This window comes from Streptococcus sp. HMSC034B03 (genome assembly GCF_001838575.1).
GTDB classification, from domain to species: domain Bacteria; phylum Bacillota; class Bacilli; order Lactobacillales; family Streptococcaceae; genus Streptococcus; species Streptococcus anginosus.
The window spans coordinates 98,087-116,113 of sequence record NZ_KV837627.1 but is presented as its reverse complement, the minus strand read 5'-3'; the positions used below and the strand labels follow the sequence as shown (position 1 = coordinate 116,113).

Below are 18,027 nucleotides of genomic sequence, written 5' to 3'. Positions count from 1 at the left end.
AATACTTATCGGAGCAACAATTCTGCGTGAAGCGGGTCAGGGGAGGAATCCAGCAGCCCTAAGCGAGTGTGAATTGTGTGCTCTTTTTTGCTTTGCAAAAACGAACTTAAAAAGCGAAATGGAATATAGAAATAGTTTGGCAGGAGTGGGAATTATGCTCTCCAATAGCTATTCTAGAGTGCGGATTATAGTTTGCTGTTAGATAAAATTTGTTCATACTTAAATTTAAAAGCGTTTTTTTACTTTTTTACTATTTACGCAAACGATTGCTTTCAAGATTGGTATGAGATTGCGATTTTTGAAAGTTAACTATAAAAAAACAATTTGGAAACGTTTTAGTCAAGAAAATTGCTTGATAAAAAAGTGGTAAAGCGGTATCATAGTAGGGAAGAAAAATTGGAGGACTATAATGACACATATTCAGTTTAATTACTCAAACGTTCTTGGAAAATTTGTTGCACCACATGAAGTGGACTATATGCAAACACAAGTTTCTGCAGCAGATGAACTATTGCGCAAAGGAACTGGTGCAGGAAGTGACTTCCGTGGCTGGCTTGACCTTCCAGAAAACTATGACAAAGAAGAATTTGCTCGCATTTTGAAAGCAGCAGAACAAATCAAATCAGACAGCGATGTTTTGGTCGTGATTGGGATTGGTGGGTCATACCTTGGAGCGAAAGCAGCGATTGATTTCTTGAGCAATCATTTTGCAAACTTGCAAACCAAAGAAGAACGCAAAGCTCCACAAATCCTTTATGCTGGAAACTCTATCTCATCTACTTATCTTGCAGACTTGGTGGAATACGTTTCAGATAAAGATTTCTCAGTTAATGTGATTTCTAAATCAGGGACAACGACAGAACCTGCCATTGCTTTCCGTGTCTTCAAAGAACTTTTGATTAAGAAATATGGTGAAGCTGAAGCTAACAAACGAATCTATGCGACAACTGACCGCCAAAAAGGTGCTGTTAAGGTTGAAGCAGATGCTAACGGTTGGGAAACATTTGTGGTTCCAGATGACATCGGTGGACGCTTCTCAGTATTGACAGCAGTTGGATTGCTTCCAATCGCTGCATCAGGCGCTGACATCAAAGCCCTTATGGAAGGGGCCAACGCAGCACGTAAAGACTACACTTCAGACAAGATTGCAGAAAACGAAGCTTATCAATACGCAGCTCTTCGTAATATCCTTTACCGCAAAGGTTATGCAACTGAAATTTTGGTTAACTATGAACCTTCTCTGCAATACTTCTCAGAATGGTGGAAACAATTAGCGGGTGAGTCAGAAGGAAAAGACCAAAAAGGTATTTATCCAACATCTGCTAACTTCTCAACAGACCTTCACTCTCTTGGACAATTTATCCAAGAAGGTGCGCGTATTATGTTTGAAACAGTTGTCCGTGTGGACAAACCACGCAAAAACGTAACGATTCCTGAATTGGCAGAAGACTTGGACGGACTCGGCTATCTTCAAGGAAAAGATGTTGACTTTGTTAACAAGAAAGCGACAGACGGTGTACTTCTGGCTCATACTGACGGTGACGTGCCAAATATGTATGTGACGCTTCCTGAGCAAGATGCCTTTACTCTTGGCTATACTATTTACTTCTTTGAGTTGGCTATTGCTATTTCTGGCTACTTGAATGCTATTAACCCATTTGACCAACCAGGTGTAGAAGCTTACAAGAAAAATATGTTTGCTCTTCTTGGAAAACCAGGATTTGAAGAATTGAGCAAAGAATTGAACGCTCGTTTGTAATGTGTAAATAAAGGAACGGCTTCTGGAAGGAAGTCGTTTTTATATGCTTGAAATAGAGTTTAAGTGAAATTTTCACAAAAAACAGGAGAAAAGAATAGAAAGAAAGCGCTTTATTGTGTATAATAAAGGCAGAACATACAATGGAGGCGTTTTATGTCACAAGAAACCTATATTATGGCGATTGACCAAGGGACAACCAGCTCGCGGGCGATTATTTTCAATAAAAAAGGTGAGAAGGTTGCCACGAGTCAAAAAGAGTTTACTCAGATTTTTCCACAGGCGGGCTGGGTTGAGCACAATGCAAATGAGATTTGGAATTCTGTGCAGTCGGTCATTGCAAATGCTTTTATTGAAAGTGGCATCAAGCCCACAGAGATTGAAGCAATCGGCATTACCAATCAACGGGAGACAACAGTTGTATGGGATAAAGAAACGGGCTTACCCATTTACAATGCCATTGTCTGGCAGTCTCGGCAAACAGCTCCTTTAGCAGAAAAGCTCAAGCAAGATGGATATGTAGATTTCTTTCATCAAAAAACAGGTTTGATCATAGATGCTTATTTCTCTGCGACCAAGGTACGCTGGATTTTAGATCAGGTAGAGGGAGCGCAGGAACGTGCAGAGCGAGGAGAATTGCTCTTTGGTACGATTGATACCTGGTTAGTCTGGAAATTAACGGATGGTGCAGCTCATGTGACTGATTATTCAAATGCAGCGCGGACGATGCTATACAATATCAAAGAGCTCCAATGGGATGATGAGATTTTGTCCTTACTCAACATTCCTAAAGCGATGTTGCCAGAAGTTCGCTCGAACTCAGAAATGTACGGTAAAACAGCACCTTATCATTTTTATGGTGGAGAAGTGCCGATTGCAGGAATGGCAGGCGATCAGCAAGCTGCTCTCTTTGGGCAATTAGCATTTGAGCCGGGAATGGTGAAGAATACTTATGGGACTGGATCTTTCATCATTATGAATACTGGTCAGGAGTGCAATTTATCCAAAAATAATCTTTTGACGACCATTGGCTATGGGATAAATGGCAAAGTGACTTATGCTTTGGAAGGTTCGATTTTTATTGCGGGTAGTGCCATTCAGTGGCTTCGTGACGGTCTTCGTATGATTGCTAGCTCACCTGAATCTGAGAAATATGCAAAAAAATCCACCAATGAAAATGAAGTGTATGTTGTTCCAGCCTTTACGGGACTTGGAGCGCCTTATTGGGATCCAGAAGCAAGAGGTTCTATTTTTGGCTTGACGCGTGGAACAAGTAAAGAAGACTTCATCAAGGCAACTCTGCAATCCATTGCTTATCAAGTGCGCGATATCATTGATACGATGCAAATGGACACAGATACAGCTATCCAAGTCCTGAAGGTAGATGGTGGTGCTGCCATGAATGATTTCCTCATGCAGTTTCAAGCAGATATTCTGGGAATTGAGTTAGCGCGTGCGGCAAATTTGGAAACAACGGCTCTTGGAGCAGCTTTTCTGGCCGGTCTTGCGGTCGGCTATTGGAAAGACATGGAGGAGCTAAAAACATTAAATGCGGTTGGGGAAACGTTCCAACCTGCGATGCTAGAGGCGGAGCGCCAAAAATTGTACCAAGGCTGGAAAGCAGCAGTTGCAGCCACGCAATTTTTTGCAAAAGAATCTAGCAAATAGTTGAAAAATATAACTATGAATTACAAGTGTCGGTAATCATTTAGTATAAGATACGAGAAGAGGGATTAGGAGCCAATCTTAGTCGCTCTTCTTTACTTTACTAACTCTTTTAGCATTAAATTTTCAGACTAAGAGTGAATTACATGCGTTTTGTATCAGTTGGATAGAGTAAAATGGTGAATATGCCTGCTCTTATTGGTTTTTTTGAAAATTATGGTATAATAGATATAATTTTGGTAGATGGAGTTGAGTTTTGAAGAAAAGCTATCGCGTCAAGAGCGAGAAAGATTTTAATGCGATTTTCAAAAGTGGGCAAAGTTTTGCCAATAGAAAATTCGTCATTTATAAATTAGAAAAGAAACAAAAACACTTTCGAGTAGGAATATCTGTCAGTAAAAAACTAGGAAATGCGGTCATGCGCAATAAGATTAAACGCCGTATTCGACACGTTTTGATAGCTCATCAAGCAGAGTTAGCAGCGCTTGATTTTGTCGTTATTGCACGCAAAGGTGTGGAAATTCTGACTTATCAAGAATTAGAGCAAAATTTGCTTCATGTACTAAAAATAGCAAAAATTTATCAGGAAGGTTTGAGTAGTGAAAAAGAAAAGTAAACTGGCGGGGCTTTTAGTTTTAGCTTCGCTCATCTTAACGGCGTGTGGGACGAGTGAGGTCACAGCGAGTTCGCCGGATTTATGGGAGAGATTTGTCTATTTCTTCGCCGTAACGATTCGTTTCCTGTCATTCAATGGAAGTACAGGAATTGGGATTATCCTTTTCACATTGATTATTCGGACAGTTCTTTTGCCTGTTTTCCAATTGCAGATCAATGCTTCTCGGAAAATGCAGGAAGCGCAGCCGTTAGTGAAAGAATTGCAGGCGAAGTATCCAGGACGCGACATGGAAAGTCGCAGTCGTTTGGCAGAAGAAACACAAAAGCTGTATAAGGAATTAGGAGTAAAGCCATCGGCATCATTTTGGCCCTTGCTTATTCAAATGCCTGTGTTGATTGCCTTGTATCATGCTTTGACGCGTGTTGAATTTCTTAAAGTAGGGCACTTTCTATGGCTGAATCTGGGCGCGACAGATCCCTATTATATTTTGCCAGTTTTAGCAGCTGTTTTCACCTTTTTGAGTACTTGGTTGAGCAATAAAGGAATGGCGGAACGCAATGGTTTGATGACAGGAATGATGTTTATCATGCCGCTGTTTGTCTTCTTCTTTGCTATGAGTGTAGCAAGTGGGGTTGCTTTGTATTGGAGCACATCGTACGCGTATCAAGTGTTCCAAACGCTTTTACTGAGCAATCCATATAAAATCATTGCAGAAAGAGAAGCGAAAGCGACTGCTGAGCGGGAACGTGAAGAAAAGAAAAAACGTGCTTATCGTAAAGCACAAAAAAAGAGAAAGTAAGGAGGCACTTGTATGGTATTATTTACAGGAGCGAGTGTTGAAGAAGCCATTCAAAATGGCTTGCGCGAGTTAGATATTCCACGGATGAAAGCACATATCAAAGTGATTTCTCGTGAGAAAAAAGGATTTTTAGGATTATTTGGCAAGAAATTAGCCCAAGTTGATGTGGAACCTATTAACGAAACAACTGTAGTAAAAGCTAACCAAAAAGCTGTCAAAGGTGTTCCGGAAGCAATCAATGCTCAAAATGAGCCCGTTAAAAGCGTGAGTGAAGCAACTGTTGACTTAGGACATGTTGTTGCAGCCATTAAAAAAATCGAAGGAGAAGGCAAAGAAATCTCAGATGATGTCAAAGCTGAAATTTTGAAGCACGAAAAAGAAGCCAGCACGATTCTTGAAGAAACAGGCACAATTGACTTATTGAAAGATAGTGACATCGTAAATTTTCAAAAATCGGTCGCTCAAGAAGAAAAGACAACTGACAAGATTATTTCTTTTGACCAGGCTGTAGAAAAGCGCTCGGAAGTCCAACCGATAGCTGAAGAGCCGGCTGATTTTGAAGATTTGGGCATTCAAGTGGAAGAAAATTATGATGTTGAAGAAGTTGTTGCGAGTGTGACGGGCTATGTGCAAAACATCGTGGACGAAATGGATGTTGAAGCTAGCATTGCAAGTGCTCATAATCGTCGGACAATCAATATGCAGATTGATACCAATGAGCCTGGTCGCATTATTGGCTATCACGGGAAAGTGCTAAAAGCTCTTCAATTATTGGCACAGAATTATCTTTATAATCGCTATTCTAAGAGCTTTTACATTTCTATCAATGTCAATGATTATGTAGAACATCGAGCAGAAGTTCTACAAAGCTACGCTCAGAAGCTAGCTGATCGTGTGTTGGAATACCAACATAGTCAAAAGACTGATCCTATGTCTAACAATGAGCGGAAAATTATTCACCGAATTATTTCTAAAATGGACGGGCTTACCAGCTATTCAGAGGGTGACGAACCAAACCGTTATGTTGTTGTGGATATTGACAGTGAATAATAAACTAAGGACTGAGAAGAATTTCTTTTCAGTCTTTCTTTCCGTTTAGTCCACTAATTGACGTTGCTTGAGATTGAGAAGAAAGGAGCTTACATGTCTATTTTTTCAGCTATTGAAACTTACTTAGCATTACAAGGACATAAATATATTTCTCCTGATAAAGCGGGAGAATTGAGAGAAATGATGCTTGATCTCAAACAGAAAGGTCAGGCAGCACGCGCGGAATTTTCGGACTTGGTTAAGCAATTTCAAAGATTTTATCCAAAATTAACTCTGGAGCGTACCAGCAACTGGATGAATCAAGCTCAAATTTTGCGTCCCCATTTTTGGAACTATTTGTGTGGTTATGGCGATATCACAGAACCAATGTTTGCGCTGCGTTTATATGGGAAGCCAAGAGATTTTGGAGTATCGTTAGAAGTCAGCTTTATCGAGCGCAAGAAAGATGAAACCAGTCTGACGAAGCAAAATCGAGTCTTGCAGGTGCCAATCGCAACTCCGGTTTATTACTTGGCTCAAATAAATGGTGTCAGTCAACGATTTGCTGGAACAGAAGAAAATCGACAGTATTTGAGCCAACAAGTAAAAACAGGGCAAGTCCGTAAAGTCTTAGTGAAATACGATGTAGATTTAGCCCAAGCCACATCAATAAGGCAAGTTCTGGATGAGCTTCAGGATGCTATGATAACACTCATTCCTTTTTATGAGGCAACCAGAGAATTGTACGAGGTTTAGACAAACTTTCTTGAGGCTTTAGCAAAAACAATTTCGCGCTGCTATTGACAAAAGGCTTAGAATCATATAGAATAATAAAGTATGTTTAGTAACTGATCACAATAGCCGGCTAAACGAATACAAGAATCTAAGAGGAGGTATTCAAAGTGAAACGTACTTATCAACCAAGTAAAATCCGTCGTGCGCGCAAACATGGTTTCCGTCATCGTATGGCAACTAAAAACGGTCGTCGCGTACTTGCTAGCCGTCGTCGTAAAGGACGCAAAGTTTTGGCTGCATAATCCAAACGAATACAAGATGAAGAACCAACGGAAACTCGAGACCGCTGGTTTTTTTGTTGGATAACAAAGAGACAATCTGCATTTACCACGAGATTTTGATATAATAGAAACTGATATAAAGAGGAATGAATGATGAAAATTTTTGATACGCATACACACCTCAACGTGGACAATTTCGCAGGAAAAGAATCTGAAGAAATTGCTTTTGCACGCGAGTTAGGTGTCACAAAGATGAATATTGTGGGATTTGATGCAGAAACCATTGAAAAGTCGCTTGCGCTGTCTCGTCAATATGACGAACTTTACAGTACGATTGGCTGGCACCCGACGGAGGCAGGTTCTTATACGCAGGAAGTTGAGGACATGCTTATCAGTCATTTGCACGATCCCAAAGTTATTGCCCTCGGTGAGATTGGTCTGGACTATCATTGGATGACAGCACCGAAAGAAGCGCAAGAGCGTGTTTTTCGGCGGCAGATTCAGTTGTCAAAAGATTTGGACTTGCCTTTTGTAGTGCACACTCGTGATGCTTTGGACGACACATATGAGATTATTAAAAGCGAGGGTGTGGGTCCTCGTGGGGGCATTATGCATTCTTATTCAGGTTCTTTGGAAATGGCAGAGCGCTTTATCCAACTTGGTATGATGATTTCATTTTCGGGTGTGGTCACGTTTAAGAAAGCTGTAGATGTGCAGGAAGCTGCGCAAAAACTGCCTTTGGACAAAATCCTAGTTGAAACGGATGCACCTTACTTAGCTCCTGTTCCAAAGCGTGGTCGTGAAAATCGGACGGCTTATACTCGCTATGTGGTGGACTTTATCGCTGATTTGCGTGGGATGACAACAGAAGAGCTAGCAGCGATAACAACTGCCAATGCGGAAAGGATATTTGGAATTGAATATATTTAATTGGATGAAAACTAATACAACTTTTAAAGTTAATCTATATTTTGGTCTTATATATGTTATTTTATATGTTATGTCGTTTTTTATTGGAAATTTGATAAAACCAATATTAACTATTGTTACACTAATATGGATTAGTATTTATTGGTATATATATCGATGCCGTGATGTCTTAACTGTAAGAAAATTTTTATTTGGTTATAAAGAACGCAATGATTTATGTGGGAGCGATGCTTTTTTCTTTAAATTACTATCAAATGAATTTTTTAAAATTATGAAGAGTTACCCAATAACTATGATATATATATTACTTTGGTATCTGCCTCTAAATGCCTTACTAAAATTTTGGGATGCAATCAAAAACATTATTGAAATACTAAACTTATTTGATATATTGGGTTTTCTCAATTGTTTTGAAAGTTGTATTAAATATTTAGCAAGCAATTTAGCTCCATATATGTTGGCGTATAAAGATGAAACACAAATCGTTGTAAACATTGTGTATTTGCTTGTTTTGTGGATAGTAACATATACTATTTGTTTGCGAATCAAGCTGTCTAAATTTCTGGATAATAACTAGTAATATGGAAAAAATAAAAATTTCTCAAGTCATCGTTGTAGAAGGTCGAGATGATACAGCTAACCTTAAAAGATACTTTGACGTAGAAACTTATGAAACGAGAGGGTCTGCGATTTGTCAAAAAGACATTCAACGCATCAAACATCTCCATAACTTGCACGGAGTGATCGTTTTTACCGATCCAGATGTCAATGGTGAGCGGATTCGTAGAATGATTATGACAGAGATTCCTAGCGTTCAGCATGCTTTTTTAAAGCGCAATGAGGCAGCTCCCAAGTCTAAAAGTAAAGGAAAATCATTAGGTATTGAGCATGCTTCTTATGAAGATTTGAGGATAGCTCTTTCGCAGGTGACTAAGAATTTTGAAAAAACGACTGATTTTGATATCACACGTTCAGATTTGATTCGCTTAGGATTTCTGGCAGGCAATGACAGCCGCAAACGTCGTGAATTTTTAGGAGAAGAACTCCGCATTGGCTATTCAAATGGAAAACAGTTGCTTAAACGACTAGAATTGTTTGGGATTGGATTGACAGATATTGAAAATGTGATGAAAGAGTACGAAAGGAATCGACATGGCAAATAGAAGCTATATTTATTTAAAAAACGGAGATGAGACACGTGTTTTAGCGGAGGGAATTTATACGATTCCTTATTTCTGGCAACTATTTTGGGGTGAAGAAGAGCTGCAAGCGGCTATTGATTTGTGGCAAAAAGCAGAAGAGCTTGAAAAAGAAGATAAAGAGAAGACAGAAGAATTTTATCGGACACAGGATACGGGGATTGCTCTTTCTGATGAAAACTTTCATCAGAATGCTCGTCACAATCGCTCCTTTTTAGAGCAGCATGCTCCACAGACTTTGCAACTGTACGATGACTTTGTGTGTTACATTACTGCAAATATCAAAGAGGGCGATACGCTAGGATTTGACGTTTTAGAAATTATTTCTATGGACGAGTTGCCTATTGCTTTTGACAAACTTTTAAAAAATGTCCGAGCTATTCAGCAAAATCGACCAGAAGATTTAGATTTTTCTTTAGCGGACGAGGATTTGCTTGGGATAGCTATGGGTTTCCCAGATGATTATGCTTCAGACATGCTGCCAGTAGATAATATTCTAAATTCGGTTGCTTACCAAGATGAGTTTAAGAAACGTAAAAATCAAAAAAACAAGCAAATGACTGATGTGACTGAATCTACTTCAACAGAAACTAAACGCCGTATTCATCTGGCATTTTGGATTTTGCTTGTGCTGGGAATTATGCGAATTTTATATATTTTATTCAGCTAATAGATAGAAAAGAGATTTATGAGAATTGCGGATTATAGTGTGACGCGAGCTGTGCTTGAGCGTCATGGTTTTACTTTTAAAAAATCATTCGGTCAGAATTTCTTGACCGATACCAATATTTTACAAAAAATTGTGGACACAGCTGAGATTGATGAGAATGTTAATGTTATCGAAATCGGACCAGGCATCGGAGCTCTAACTGAGTTTTTGGCAGAAAATGCAGCCGAAGTTATGACTTTTGAAATTGATGAGCGCTTGGTGCCGATTTTGGCAGATACTCTGCGGGATTTTGACAATGTGTGCGTGGTCAATGAAGATATTCTTAAGTCAGACTTGCAAGTCCGAATCAAGGAATTTGCCAATCCAAGTCTTCCTATCAAAGTGGTGGCCAACCTACCCTACTACATTACCACTCCTATCCTCATGCACTTGATTGAGAGTGGCATTCCTTTTAGTGAATTTGTTGTGATGATGCAGCGAGAAGTAGCTGATCGCATCTCGGCGCAGCCCAATAGTAAGTCTTATGGTAGTTTGTCAATAGCTGTACAATATTACATGACAGCTAAGGTCGCTTTTATCGTACCACGAACAGTCTTTGTTCCTGCTCCAAATGTGGATTCGGCTATCCTCAAGATGGTTCGCAGAGACCAGCCAGCAGTTGGGGTCAAGGATGAAGCTTTCTTCTTCAAAGTCTCAAAAGCTAGTTTTACCCACCGCCGGAAAACCCTCTGGAATAATCTGACCAGTTATTTTGGGAAGTCTAATGAAGTCAAAACAAAGCTAGAGTCCGCTTTGGACAATGCTGAGTTATCTCCAAGTGTACGAGGAGAAGCGCTTAATTTGCAAGAATTTGCACGTTTAGCAGATAGCTTATATGACGAGGGATTCAGATGAGTTGAATAATATTGTAAACAAAAAGCCTCACTAAGTTCATCTTAGTGAGGTTTTTCATAAGGAAAGGACGGGATTTGAACCCGCGCATGAATAAAATCCATTTGCCGGATTTCGAGTCCGGTGCCGTACCAAGCTGGGCCACCTTTCCAAAATTTAGAATAAGCAATTTTTGAATGGGCTCGATAGAAGCATTCAAAATAGGCTATTTCGTTTTAGGCGAGAAGACAAAGCGCAGCATAAGCTGCAATACCAAAACACCTAACAAAATAAAAATGCGGAAAAAGGGATTTGAACCCTCACGTCCGAATGGACACATGCGCCTGAAGCATGCGCGTCTGCCGTTCCGCCATTTCCGCTCGGTATCTATTATACCACATTAGCGATGTTTTTCATCATTTTTTTGCACTAAAAAGCAAAATACTTGTTTTTTTGATATAATGAACTTATTAAGGTTAAAGGAGTTCATTTGAAAGGAACAATTGTGAAAGCCTTGGCTGGCTTCTATTATGTAGAGTCAGAAGGTAAGGTGTATCAGACCAGAGCCAGAGGGAATTTTCGCAAGAAAGGTCAAACTCCCTATGTGGGAGATGAGGTCGAATTTTCTGCTGAGAAAGATTCTGAAGGATACATTTTAAAAATAGCAGAGCGAAAAAACAGTCTAGTGAGGCCGCCCATCGTTAATATCAATCAGGCTGTCGTGATAATGAGTGCCAAAGAGCCAGATTTCAATCCTAATCTGTTGGATCGATTTTTAGTTCTCTTGGAACAAAAAGCTATTCGGCCGATTATCTATATCAGTAAATTGGATTTGTTGGAGGACGACAAAGAGCTAGATGCTTTTCTTGATGTTTACCAAGCGATTGGTTATGATACTGCCAAAACAGTCGCAGAACTGTTGCCATTTTTGACAAGTAAAAAGACGGTTTTCATGGGGCAGACAGGAGTTGGCAAATCCACTTTGCTCAATAAAATTGCACCGGATTTACAGTTAGAGACGGGTGAGATTTCAGAGAGTTTAGGTCGCGGTCGTCATACGACACGAGCTGTCAGTTTTTACAATCTTAATGGAGGAAAGATTGCGGATACTCCGGGGTTTTCTTCCTTGGATTATGAAGTGGACAATGCAGAGGATTTAAATCAAGCATTTCCTGAAATTGCCGAAGTCAGTCGTGGCTGCAAATTCCGAACTTGTACTCATACGCATGAACCGAGCTGTGCAGTGAAACCTGCTGTTGAAAATGGAACGATTGTAGCCTTTCGTTTTGAGAATTACTTGCAATTTTTGAGTGAAATTGAACATCGTCGTGAAACCTATAAAAAAGTAGCCAAGAAGCAACCTAAGTGAGGAGGAAGCCAAATGAAATCATATAAAATTGCACCGTCTATTTTAAGTGCAGACTATGCTAATTTTGAATCAGAATTGAAAAAATTAGAAGCCACAGGGGCAGATTACGCTCATATTGATATTATGGACGGACATTTTGTTCCCAATATCAGCTTCGGTGCGGGTGTGGTAGCGAGCATGCGACCACATAGTAAGTTGGTGTTTGATTGTCATCTCATGGTCTCCAATCCAGAACACCATATTGAAGATTTTGCTCGTGCGGGTGCAGATATTATCAGTATCCATGCTGAAGCAACGCCGCATATTCACGGAGCTTTGCAAAAGATTCGGGCAGCTGGTGTCAAGGCAAGTGTTGTTATCAATCCGGGAACGCCCGTTGAAGCGGTGAAAAATGTTTTGAATTTGGTTGATCAAGTCTTGGTTATGACTGTTAATCCAGGCTTCGGTGGGCAAGCTTTTCTACCAGAAACAATGGATAAAGTACGCGAATTAGTCGTTTTGAGAGAAGTGAACCAACTAGACTTTGATATTGAAGTAGATGGTGGTATTGATGATGAAACCATTGGCATTGCTAAAGAAGCTGGTGCTAATGTCTTTGTAGCGGGCAGTTACGTTTTCAAAGGAGATGTCGCTCATCAGGTTCAAACATTGAAAGAAGCATTGCATGACTAAAATTGCTCTTTTTGCTGGCGGGATGATAGATAGTTTTCAAGTGGATTTTGACATTTTTATCGGAGTGGACAGAGGAAGCCTGTTTCTCATTGAACAAGGCATTTGCCCAGATTTAGCGGTCGGTGATTTTGATTCTGTTTCGGAGGAAGAGTTGGCTTTGATTTGTTCTCAATCGAAAGAGGTACTTCAAGCACAACCTGAAAAAGATGATACGGATTTAGAGTTGGCTGTCAAAGCTGTTTTTGCACGTTCTCCACAGGCGCAAGTGACGATTTTTGGTGCTTTTGGCGGGCGCTTGGATCATACTTTGGCAAATATTTTCTTGCCGAGTAATCCAGAAATTACTCCTTATATGCAGCAAATTCGACTGTGCAATGCACAAAATCAGCTCTGCTATTGTCCTCAAGGGCGGCACGAGGTAAAGCCAGTGGCTGGTATGAACTATTTAGCTTTTATGCCTGCGGACAATAGTCGGTTGAGCATTGAAGGCGCCAAATATCCTTTAAACGAATCCAATTATTTTTTTAAAAAAGTGTATGCTTCTAACGAATTTATAGATGAGCCCGTTTTTTTAGAGTGCCAATCGGGTTATGTTATTATCATTTATAGCAAAGACAGGAGTTAGTATGGAGTTTGTAATCATCTTCTTATTGCTGGGAAATCTTATTGTGACCTTTCTTTTGTGGCAAAAGAATCAGCAACAGACAGATCAAGCGAAGAAGATTTTTGAAGATCAAGCCGATCAATTATCTGATCAGTTGGATTACCGTTTTGAGCAGGAGCGACAGCAACGCCTTCTAGCACAGCAACAGCTGGAATTGGCTCTGGGAGATCGTTTGGGAGAGGTGCGCACGGATTTACATCGAAATTTAACAGAAATGCGGTTAGAGATAAGCGAGAATCTAACCAAAAATCGTGATAAGACAGACGAACGAATGCGCCAGATTCAAGAGTCAAATGACCGTCGTTTAGAACAAATGCGCCAAACAGTGGAAGAAAAATTAGAGAAAACGCTGCAGACGCGGTTGCAAACCTCCTTTGAAACGGTTTCTAAACAGTTGGAGTCAGTCAATCGTGGTCTAGGCGAGATGCAACATGTAGCGCGTGATGTGGGCACTCTAAATAAAGTGCTCTCCAATACCAAAACGCGTGGAATTTTAGGTGAATTGCAACTCGGTCAGATTATTGAAGATATCATGACACCGAGCCAGTACGAACGCGAATTTGCGACAGTTGCAGGCTCTAGTGAACGCGTAGAGTACGCGATTAAATTACCGGGGCAAGTAGAAAAAGAATACATTTATTTGCCAATTGATTCCAAGTTTCCGCTTGCTGACTACTATCGCTTAGAGGATGCTTATGAGTCAGGAAACAAAGAAGAGATTGATTTGTACCGCAAGTCTTTGTTGGCTAGTGTCAAACGTTTTGCCAAGGACATCAATAAGAAATACTTAGCGCCTCCTGCAACAACAAACTTTGGCGTGATGTTTTTACCAACGGAAGGGCTTTATTCAGAAGTCGTTCGCAATCCGGAATTCTTTGATAGTTTGCGTCGAGACGAGCAGATTGTGGTTGCAGGACCATCTACGTTGTCTGCCCTACTCAATTCGCTTTCGGTCGGTTTTAAAACGCTCAACATTCAAAGAAGTGCAGATGACATCAGCAAGGTTTTGGGCAATGTCAAATCAGAATTTAATAAATTTGGTGGCATTTTGCTCAAGGCGCAAAAACATTTGCAACACGCTTCTGGCAATATTGATGAATTGCTGACGCGCAGAACCAATGCTATCGAGCGAACTTTGCGTCATATTGAAATTTCGGACAAGTCGGACTTAAATGGTCTGCTAGATTTCCAAGATGAAGAGGAAGAATATGAAGATTAACCAAATGAAAAAAGACGAGCTGTTTGAGGGATTTTATCTCATCAAATCCGCTGAACTACGTCAGACAAGGGCTGGAAAAAATTATTTGGCATTTACCTTTCAAGATGATACGGGAACGATTGAAGGAAAATTATGGGATGCTCAACCTCACAATGTAGAAGAATTTACTGCTGGAAAAGTCGTGCACATGCAAGGGCGCAGAGAAGTGTATAACAACACCCCTCAAGTCAATCAAATTACCTTGCGATTGCCTAAAGTTGGCGAGCCAAACAATCCAGCTGATTTTAAGGAAAAACCACCAGTTGATGTCCAAGAACTACGTGAATATCTGTCACAAATGATCTTCAAAATTGAAAACCCAGTTTGGCAGCGTGTGGTACGGGCTTTGTATGCTAAATACGATAAAGAATTTTACTCCTATCCAGCAGCGAAAACCAATCACCACGCTTTTGAGGCAGGACTTGCTTTTCATACTGCGACTATGGTGCGGCTGGCAAATGCTATTGGTGAGATTTACCCGCAATTAAATAAGAGTTTACTTTATGCAGGAATTATGCTCCATGACTTAGCAAAGGTGCTGGAATTGACAGGCCCAGAGCAAACAGAATACACCGTTCGAGGCAATCTCATCGGACACATCGCTTTGATTGATGAAGAAATAACAAAGGTGTTGGCAGAATTAAAAATTGACGACACAAAAGAAGATGTCATTGTTCTCCGTCATGTTCTGCTAAGCCACCATGGCTTGTTGGAATATGGAAGTCCTGTCCGTCCGAAAATCATGGAAGCTGAAATTATCCACATGATTGACAATTTAGATGCGGAAATGATGATGATGACTTCGGCTCTAGCCTTGGTTGGCGAGGGTGAGATGACCAATCGAATCTTTGCTATGGACAACCGCTCTTTCTATAAGCCTAATTTTGATAAGTAAAAAGCGAAAAACGAATGTTATTGCAAAAATAATGTTCGTTTTTTGGACTGATTATGATATAATGAAGAAAATAAAATAAATTGGTGAAAAAATGAAATTAAGAAGAAGTGAACGCATGGTAGTTATTTCTAACTACCTAATCAATCATCCGTACGAATTAACAAGTCTCAATACATTTGCTGAAAAGTATGAGTCCGCAAAATCTTCCATTTCTGAAGATATTGTCATTATCAAACGTGCTTTTGAAGAAATGGAAATCGGGCATATCGAAACCATTACAGGAGCAGGAGGAGGCGTTATTTTTACTCCCTCTATCTCGGATAAAGAAGCTAGAGCAATGGTGGAAGACCTCCGCACGAAATTATCTGAAAGCAATCGGATTTTACCTGGCGGCTACATTTATTTGTCGGATTTGTTGAGTACGCCTTCTATATTAAATAACATTGGGCGCATTATTGCCAAGACGTTTCGAAATCAAAAAATTGATGCTGTAATGACCGTTGCTACAAAAGGAGTGCCGTTGGCAAATGCAGTGGCAAATGTGTTAAATGTTCCATTTGTCATTGTGCGCCGCGACTTGAAAATCACAGAGGGTTCAACGGTTAGTGTCAATTATGTGTCTGGTTCAAGTGGTGACCGTATTGAAAAAATGTTTTTGTCGAAACGCAGCCTGAAAGCTGGAAGTCGTGTGTTAATCGTAGATGATTTCTTAAAAGGTGGCGGAACAGTCAATGGCATGATTAGTCTTTTACGAGAATTTGATTCGGAATTGGCTGGTGTAGCAGTCTTTGCAGAAAATGCACAGACAGAACGCGAACATTTGGATTACAAATCATTGTTGAAAGTGACAGCTATTGATGTGAAGTCCAACAAAATCAGCGTAGAAGTTGGCAATATTTTTGACAAATAGATGAGGTGAAAATTTGAAAAATATATTGGATAAATTGGATCAAAGCTCCTTGTGGCTGAGAGTTTCGATTGTTACAGTTTTGGCACTCATTCTTGCTGCTGGATTATTTTTCGTTAAAAAGCAAGATGACGCGGCGCGTGCAGCCGCTCCGACTGTAAGACGAACAGTTTCAACGTCAAAACCTTCAGAGTCGAAAGCAGAAAAGGACAAAAAAGAACAAGCGAAAATTGTGCAAGAAGCAGAAGAGGCTGTTAAAAAACTGGAAGCGGAGCAGACAACAGCTAATGTAACAGCTGCTCAGGAAAAAGTAGATAAGGTAAAAGACGAAACACAAAAGACTCAATTTCAACAGCGGATTAAGGCAGTCAGTGATGCGATTGCGGCGCGTGCAGCTAGCGAAGCAGCTGCTACAGAAAGTCAAAATGCTGTGACGCCTCAAACAGATGCAGGGCAAACGTACCAACAAACTTATCCTCAAACCTATCAAACTCCAGCCACTTCAGCTACCACAGGACAGGCTGATACCAATTCGGCTCAAACTCCAGCGACTAGCGGAGCAGGTATCCCAGCCGCAAATACTACGGGGCAGTAACTGGGATTTCAATAAGAAAACTATAAAAAATATATTGACAAAGAAAGTGCCGTCGTGTTATACTAATAGACGGTACTTTTTACTTTTGGTCTCTCAAAAGTGTACAGAGACGTGCTGACAAATGTTGCAAAAGTATACGCAGATGATAGCTGTCACCAAGTGTATCATCACCAAAATTAAAAAAATACAGGAGAAATGTAGATGCCTACAATTAACCAATTGGTTCGCAAACCGCGTAAATCAAAAGTAGAAAAATCTAAATCACCAGCTTTAAACGTTGGTTATAATAGTCTTAAACGTGTACCTACTCGTGAAAACTCACCACAAAAACGTGGTGTTGCAACTCGTGTTGGTACTATGACACCTAAAAAACCTAACTCAGCTCTTCGTAAATTTGCTCGTGTACGTTTGAGCAACTTGATCGAAGTGACTGCATATATCCCAGGTATCGGACATAACTTGCAAGAACACAGTGTTGTGCTTCTTCGTGGTGGACGTGTAAAAGACCTTCCAGGGGTACGTTACCATATCGTTCGTGGTGCACTTGATACTGCAGGTGTAACTGATCGTAAACAAGGCCGTTCTAAATACGGTACGAAAAAACCAAAAGCATAAGGAAAGGGGATAAAGATCAATGAGTCGTAAAAACCGTGCGCCTAAGCGCGAAGTATTGCCAGATCCGCTCTACAATTCAAAATTAGTGACACGTCTTATCAACCGCGTTATGCTTGATGGGAAACGTGGTACAGCAGCTTCAATCGTATATGGTGCTTTTGAACAAATCAAAGAAGCTACTGGAAATGATGCACTTGAAGTATTTGAAACAGCAATGGAAAATATCATGCCTGTACTTGAAGTACGTGCTCGCCGTGTTGGTGGTTCTAACTACCAAGTCCCAGTTGAAGTTCGTCCAGAACGTCGTACAACTCTTGGACTTCGTTGGTTGGTAACTATTTCACGTTCACGTGGAGAACACACTATGCAAGATCGCCTTGCAAAAGAAATCATGGATGCAGCTAACAATACTGGTGCAGCTGTTAAAAAACGTGAAGATACTCACCGTATGGCTGAAGCTAACCGTGCTTTTGCTCACTTCCGCTGGTAAGATTAAGATACT

Annotated in this window: 20 protein-coding genes, 2 tRNA genes and 1 other RNA gene; 21 read left to right on the top strand and 2 right to left on the bottom strand. The window is 40.3% G+C overall.

Translation table 11 applies throughout. The annotated features are described in order from the left end of the window. The 12 genes from ffs to rsmA all read left to right on the top strand — a co-directional run bounded on the left by ffs (position 1) and on the right by rsmA (position 10,574). An RNA gene (ffs, locus tag HMPREF2634_RS03575) (signal recognition particle sRNA small type) lies at positions 1 to 99 on the top strand. Between the two features lie 310 nt (positions 100 to 409). Further along, the gene (locus HMPREF2634_RS03570; protein WP_003026484.1) at positions 410 to 1,759 is read left to right on the top strand and encodes a glucose-6-phosphate isomerase; all 1,350 of its coding nucleotides are present in this window, start codon (positions 410 to 412) and stop codon (positions 1,757 to 1,759) included. Between the two features lie 153 nt (positions 1,760 to 1,912). Beyond that, positions 1,913 to 3,424, top strand: coding sequence for a glycerol kinase GlpK (gene glpK / locus HMPREF2634_RS03565; protein ID WP_021002151.1), 1,512 nt, complete (start codon positions 1,913 to 1,915; stop codon positions 3,422 to 3,424). A 253-nt stretch (positions 3,425 to 3,677) separates the two neighbouring features. Further along, positions 3,678 to 4,037 (top strand): ribonuclease P protein component, encoded by a 360-nt coding sequence (gene rnpA, locus HMPREF2634_RS03560; protein WP_003030605.1) that lies wholly within the window; start codon positions 3,678 to 3,680, stop codon positions 4,035 to 4,037. Further along, complete coding sequence (locus HMPREF2634_RS03555) at positions 4,021 to 4,836, top strand: YidC/Oxa1 family membrane protein insertase (RefSeq protein WP_003030587.1); 816 nt, start codon at positions 4,021 to 4,023, stop codon at positions 4,834 to 4,836. The genes rnpA and HMPREF2634_RS03555 overlap by 17 nt, the downstream gene beginning before the upstream one ends. A gap of 12 nt (positions 4,837 to 4,848) precedes the next feature. Further along, a complete protein-coding gene (gene jag / locus HMPREF2634_RS03550) occupies positions 4,849 to 5,886 on the top strand; it encodes an RNA-binding cell elongation regulator Jag/EloR (protein WP_003026480.1) in 1,038 nt (345 codons plus the stop codon). A 93-nt stretch (positions 5,887 to 5,979) separates the two neighbouring features. Then, complete coding sequence (locus HMPREF2634_RS03545; protein ID WP_021002150.1) at positions 5,980 to 6,621, top strand: hypothetical protein; 642 nt, start codon at positions 5,980 to 5,982, stop codon at positions 6,619 to 6,621. A 146-nt stretch (positions 6,622 to 6,767) separates the two neighbouring features. Further along, positions 6,768 to 6,902, top strand: coding sequence for a 50S ribosomal protein L34 (rpmH, locus tag HMPREF2634_RS03540; RefSeq protein WP_003026476.1), 135 nt, complete (start codon positions 6,768 to 6,770; stop codon positions 6,900 to 6,902). A gap of 132 nt (positions 6,903 to 7,034) precedes the next feature. After that, positions 7,035 to 7,811 (top strand): TatD family hydrolase, encoded by a 777-nt coding sequence (locus tag HMPREF2634_RS03535; protein ID WP_021002149.1) that lies wholly within the window; start codon positions 7,035 to 7,037, stop codon positions 7,809 to 7,811. Positions 7,812 to 8,392: 581 nt separating this feature from the next. Next, entirely contained in the window at positions 8,393 to 8,974 is a 582-nt protein-coding gene (rnmV, locus tag HMPREF2634_RS03525) for a ribonuclease M5 (RefSeq protein WP_003032230.1), read from the top strand. Then, the gene (locus HMPREF2634_RS03520) at positions 8,964 to 9,680 is read left to right on the top strand and encodes a hypothetical protein (protein ID WP_021002147.1); all 717 of its coding nucleotides are present in this window, start codon (positions 8,964 to 8,966) and stop codon (positions 9,678 to 9,680) included. Before rnmV ends, HMPREF2634_RS03520 begins: the two co-directional genes overlap by 11 nt. 18 nt (positions 9,681 to 9,698) lie before the next feature. Beyond that, positions 9,699 to 10,574, top strand: coding sequence for a 16S rRNA (adenine(1518)-N(6)/adenine(1519)-N(6))-dimethyltransferase RsmA (rsmA, locus tag HMPREF2634_RS03515; RefSeq protein ID WP_003032206.1), 876 nt, complete (start codon positions 9,699 to 9,701; stop codon positions 10,572 to 10,574). A 59-nt stretch (positions 10,575 to 10,633) separates the two neighbouring features. On the opposite strand, the gene HMPREF2634_RS03510 is transcribed toward rsmA, so the two are convergent. Together HMPREF2634_RS03510 and HMPREF2634_RS03505 are read right to left on the bottom strand one after the other, a co-directional pair. Next, positions 10,634 to 10,722, bottom strand: a tRNA-Ser gene (locus tag HMPREF2634_RS03510). 125 nt (positions 10,723 to 10,847) lie between these two features. Continuing rightward, positions 10,848 to 10,930, bottom strand: a tRNA-Leu gene (locus tag HMPREF2634_RS03505). A gap of 110 nt (positions 10,931 to 11,040) precedes the next feature. Between HMPREF2634_RS03505 and rsgA the strand changes: the two genes are divergently transcribed. The 9 genes from rsgA (at position 11,041) to rpsG (ending at position 18,015) form a co-directional block, all read left to right on the top strand. After that, positions 11,041 to 11,919, top strand: coding sequence for a ribosome small subunit-dependent GTPase A (gene rsgA / locus HMPREF2634_RS03500; protein WP_021002146.1), 879 nt, complete (start codon positions 11,041 to 11,043; stop codon positions 11,917 to 11,919). 12 nt (positions 11,920 to 11,931) lie between these two features. Beyond that, positions 11,932 to 12,591 (top strand): ribulose-phosphate 3-epimerase, encoded by a 660-nt coding sequence (rpe, locus tag HMPREF2634_RS03495; protein WP_003026463.1) that lies wholly within the window; start codon positions 11,932 to 11,934, stop codon positions 12,589 to 12,591. After that, the gene (locus HMPREF2634_RS03490; RefSeq protein WP_003026461.1) at positions 12,584 to 13,216 is read left to right on the top strand and encodes a thiamine diphosphokinase; all 633 of its coding nucleotides are present in this window, start codon (positions 12,584 to 12,586) and stop codon (positions 13,214 to 13,216) included. Before rpe ends, HMPREF2634_RS03490 begins: the two co-directional genes overlap by 8 nt. Position 13,217: 1 nt before the next feature. Further along, entirely contained in the window at positions 13,218 to 14,474 is a 1,257-nt protein-coding gene (locus HMPREF2634_RS03485) for a DNA recombination protein RmuC (RefSeq protein WP_021002145.1), read from the top strand. Continuing rightward, on the top strand, positions 14,464 to 15,408 hold the full coding sequence (locus HMPREF2634_RS03480; RefSeq protein WP_003026457.1) for a 3'-5' exoribonuclease YhaM family protein: 945 nt from the start codon (positions 14,464 to 14,466) through the stop codon (positions 15,406 to 15,408). The genes HMPREF2634_RS03485 and HMPREF2634_RS03480 overlap by 11 nt, the downstream gene beginning before the upstream one ends. Before the next feature lie 91 nt (positions 15,409 to 15,499). Beyond that, positions 15,500 to 16,318: a pur operon repressor gene (gene purR / locus HMPREF2634_RS03475; RefSeq protein WP_003026455.1), complete on the top strand. Its 819-nt coding sequence runs from the start codon at positions 15,500 to 15,502 to the stop codon at positions 16,316 to 16,318. Positions 16,319 to 16,331: 13 nt separating this feature from the next. Beyond that, positions 16,332 to 16,910 carry a hypothetical protein gene (locus HMPREF2634_RS03470; RefSeq protein WP_003026453.1) on the top strand — a complete coding sequence of 193 codons (579 nt, stop codon included), beginning with the start codon at positions 16,332 to 16,334 and terminating at the stop codon, positions 16,908 to 16,910. A 201-nt stretch (positions 16,911 to 17,111) separates the two neighbouring features. After that, complete coding sequence (rpsL, locus tag HMPREF2634_RS03465) at positions 17,112 to 17,525, top strand: 30S ribosomal protein S12 (protein WP_003026451.1); 414 nt, start codon at positions 17,112 to 17,114, stop codon at positions 17,523 to 17,525. Positions 17,526 to 17,544: 19 nt separating this feature from the next. Beyond that, positions 17,545 to 18,015 carry a 30S ribosomal protein S7 gene (gene rpsG / locus HMPREF2634_RS03460; protein WP_003026449.1) on the top strand — a complete coding sequence of 157 codons (471 nt, stop codon included), beginning with the start codon at positions 17,545 to 17,547 and terminating at the stop codon, positions 18,013 to 18,015. Positions 18,016 to 18,027 lie beyond the last annotated feature (12 nt).

Coding starts and splice junctions, on each gene's coding strand:
- HMPREF2634_RS03570 (WP_003026484.1), top strand. CDS start 410: ATGACACATATTCAGTTTAATTACTCAAACGTTCTTGGAAAATTTGTT.
- glpK (WP_021002151.1), top strand. CDS start 1,913: ATGTCACAAGAAACCTATATTATGGCGATTGACCAAGGGACAACCAGC.
- jag (WP_003026480.1), top strand. CDS start 4,849: ATGGTATTATTTACAGGAGCGAGTGTTGAAGAAGCCATTCAAAATGGC.
- HMPREF2634_RS03545 (WP_021002150.1), top strand. CDS start 5,980: ATGTCTATTTTTTCAGCTATTGAAACTTACTTAGCATTACAAGGACAT.
- HMPREF2634_RS03535 (WP_021002149.1), top strand. CDS start 7,035: ATGAAAATTTTTGATACGCATACACACCTCAACGTGGACAATTTCGCA.
- rnmV (WP_003032230.1), top strand. CDS start 8,393: ATGGAAAAAATAAAAATTTCTCAAGTCATCGTTGTAGAAGGTCGAGAT.
- HMPREF2634_RS03520 (WP_021002147.1), top strand. CDS start 8,964: ATGGCAAATAGAAGCTATATTTATTTAAAAAACGGAGATGAGACACGT.
- rsmA (WP_003032206.1), top strand. CDS start 9,699: ATGAGAATTGCGGATTATAGTGTGACGCGAGCTGTGCTTGAGCGTCAT.
- rpe (WP_003026463.1), top strand. CDS start 11,932: ATGAAATCATATAAAATTGCACCGTCTATTTTAAGTGCAGACTATGCT.
- HMPREF2634_RS03490 (WP_003026461.1), top strand. CDS start 12,584: ATGACTAAAATTGCTCTTTTTGCTGGCGGGATGATAGATAGTTTTCAA.
- HMPREF2634_RS03485 (WP_021002145.1), top strand. CDS start 13,218: ATGGAGTTTGTAATCATCTTCTTATTGCTGGGAAATCTTATTGTGACC.
- HMPREF2634_RS03480 (WP_003026457.1), top strand. CDS start 14,464: ATGAAGATTAACCAAATGAAAAAAGACGAGCTGTTTGAGGGATTTTAT.
- purR (WP_003026455.1), top strand. CDS start 15,500: ATGAAATTAAGAAGAAGTGAACGCATGGTAGTTATTTCTAACTACCTA.
- rpsL (WP_003026451.1), top strand. CDS start 17,112: ATGCCTACAATTAACCAATTGGTTCGCAAACCGCGTAAATCAAAAGTA.
- rpsG (WP_003026449.1), top strand. CDS start 17,545: ATGAGTCGTAAAAACCGTGCGCCTAAGCGCGAAGTATTGCCAGATCCG.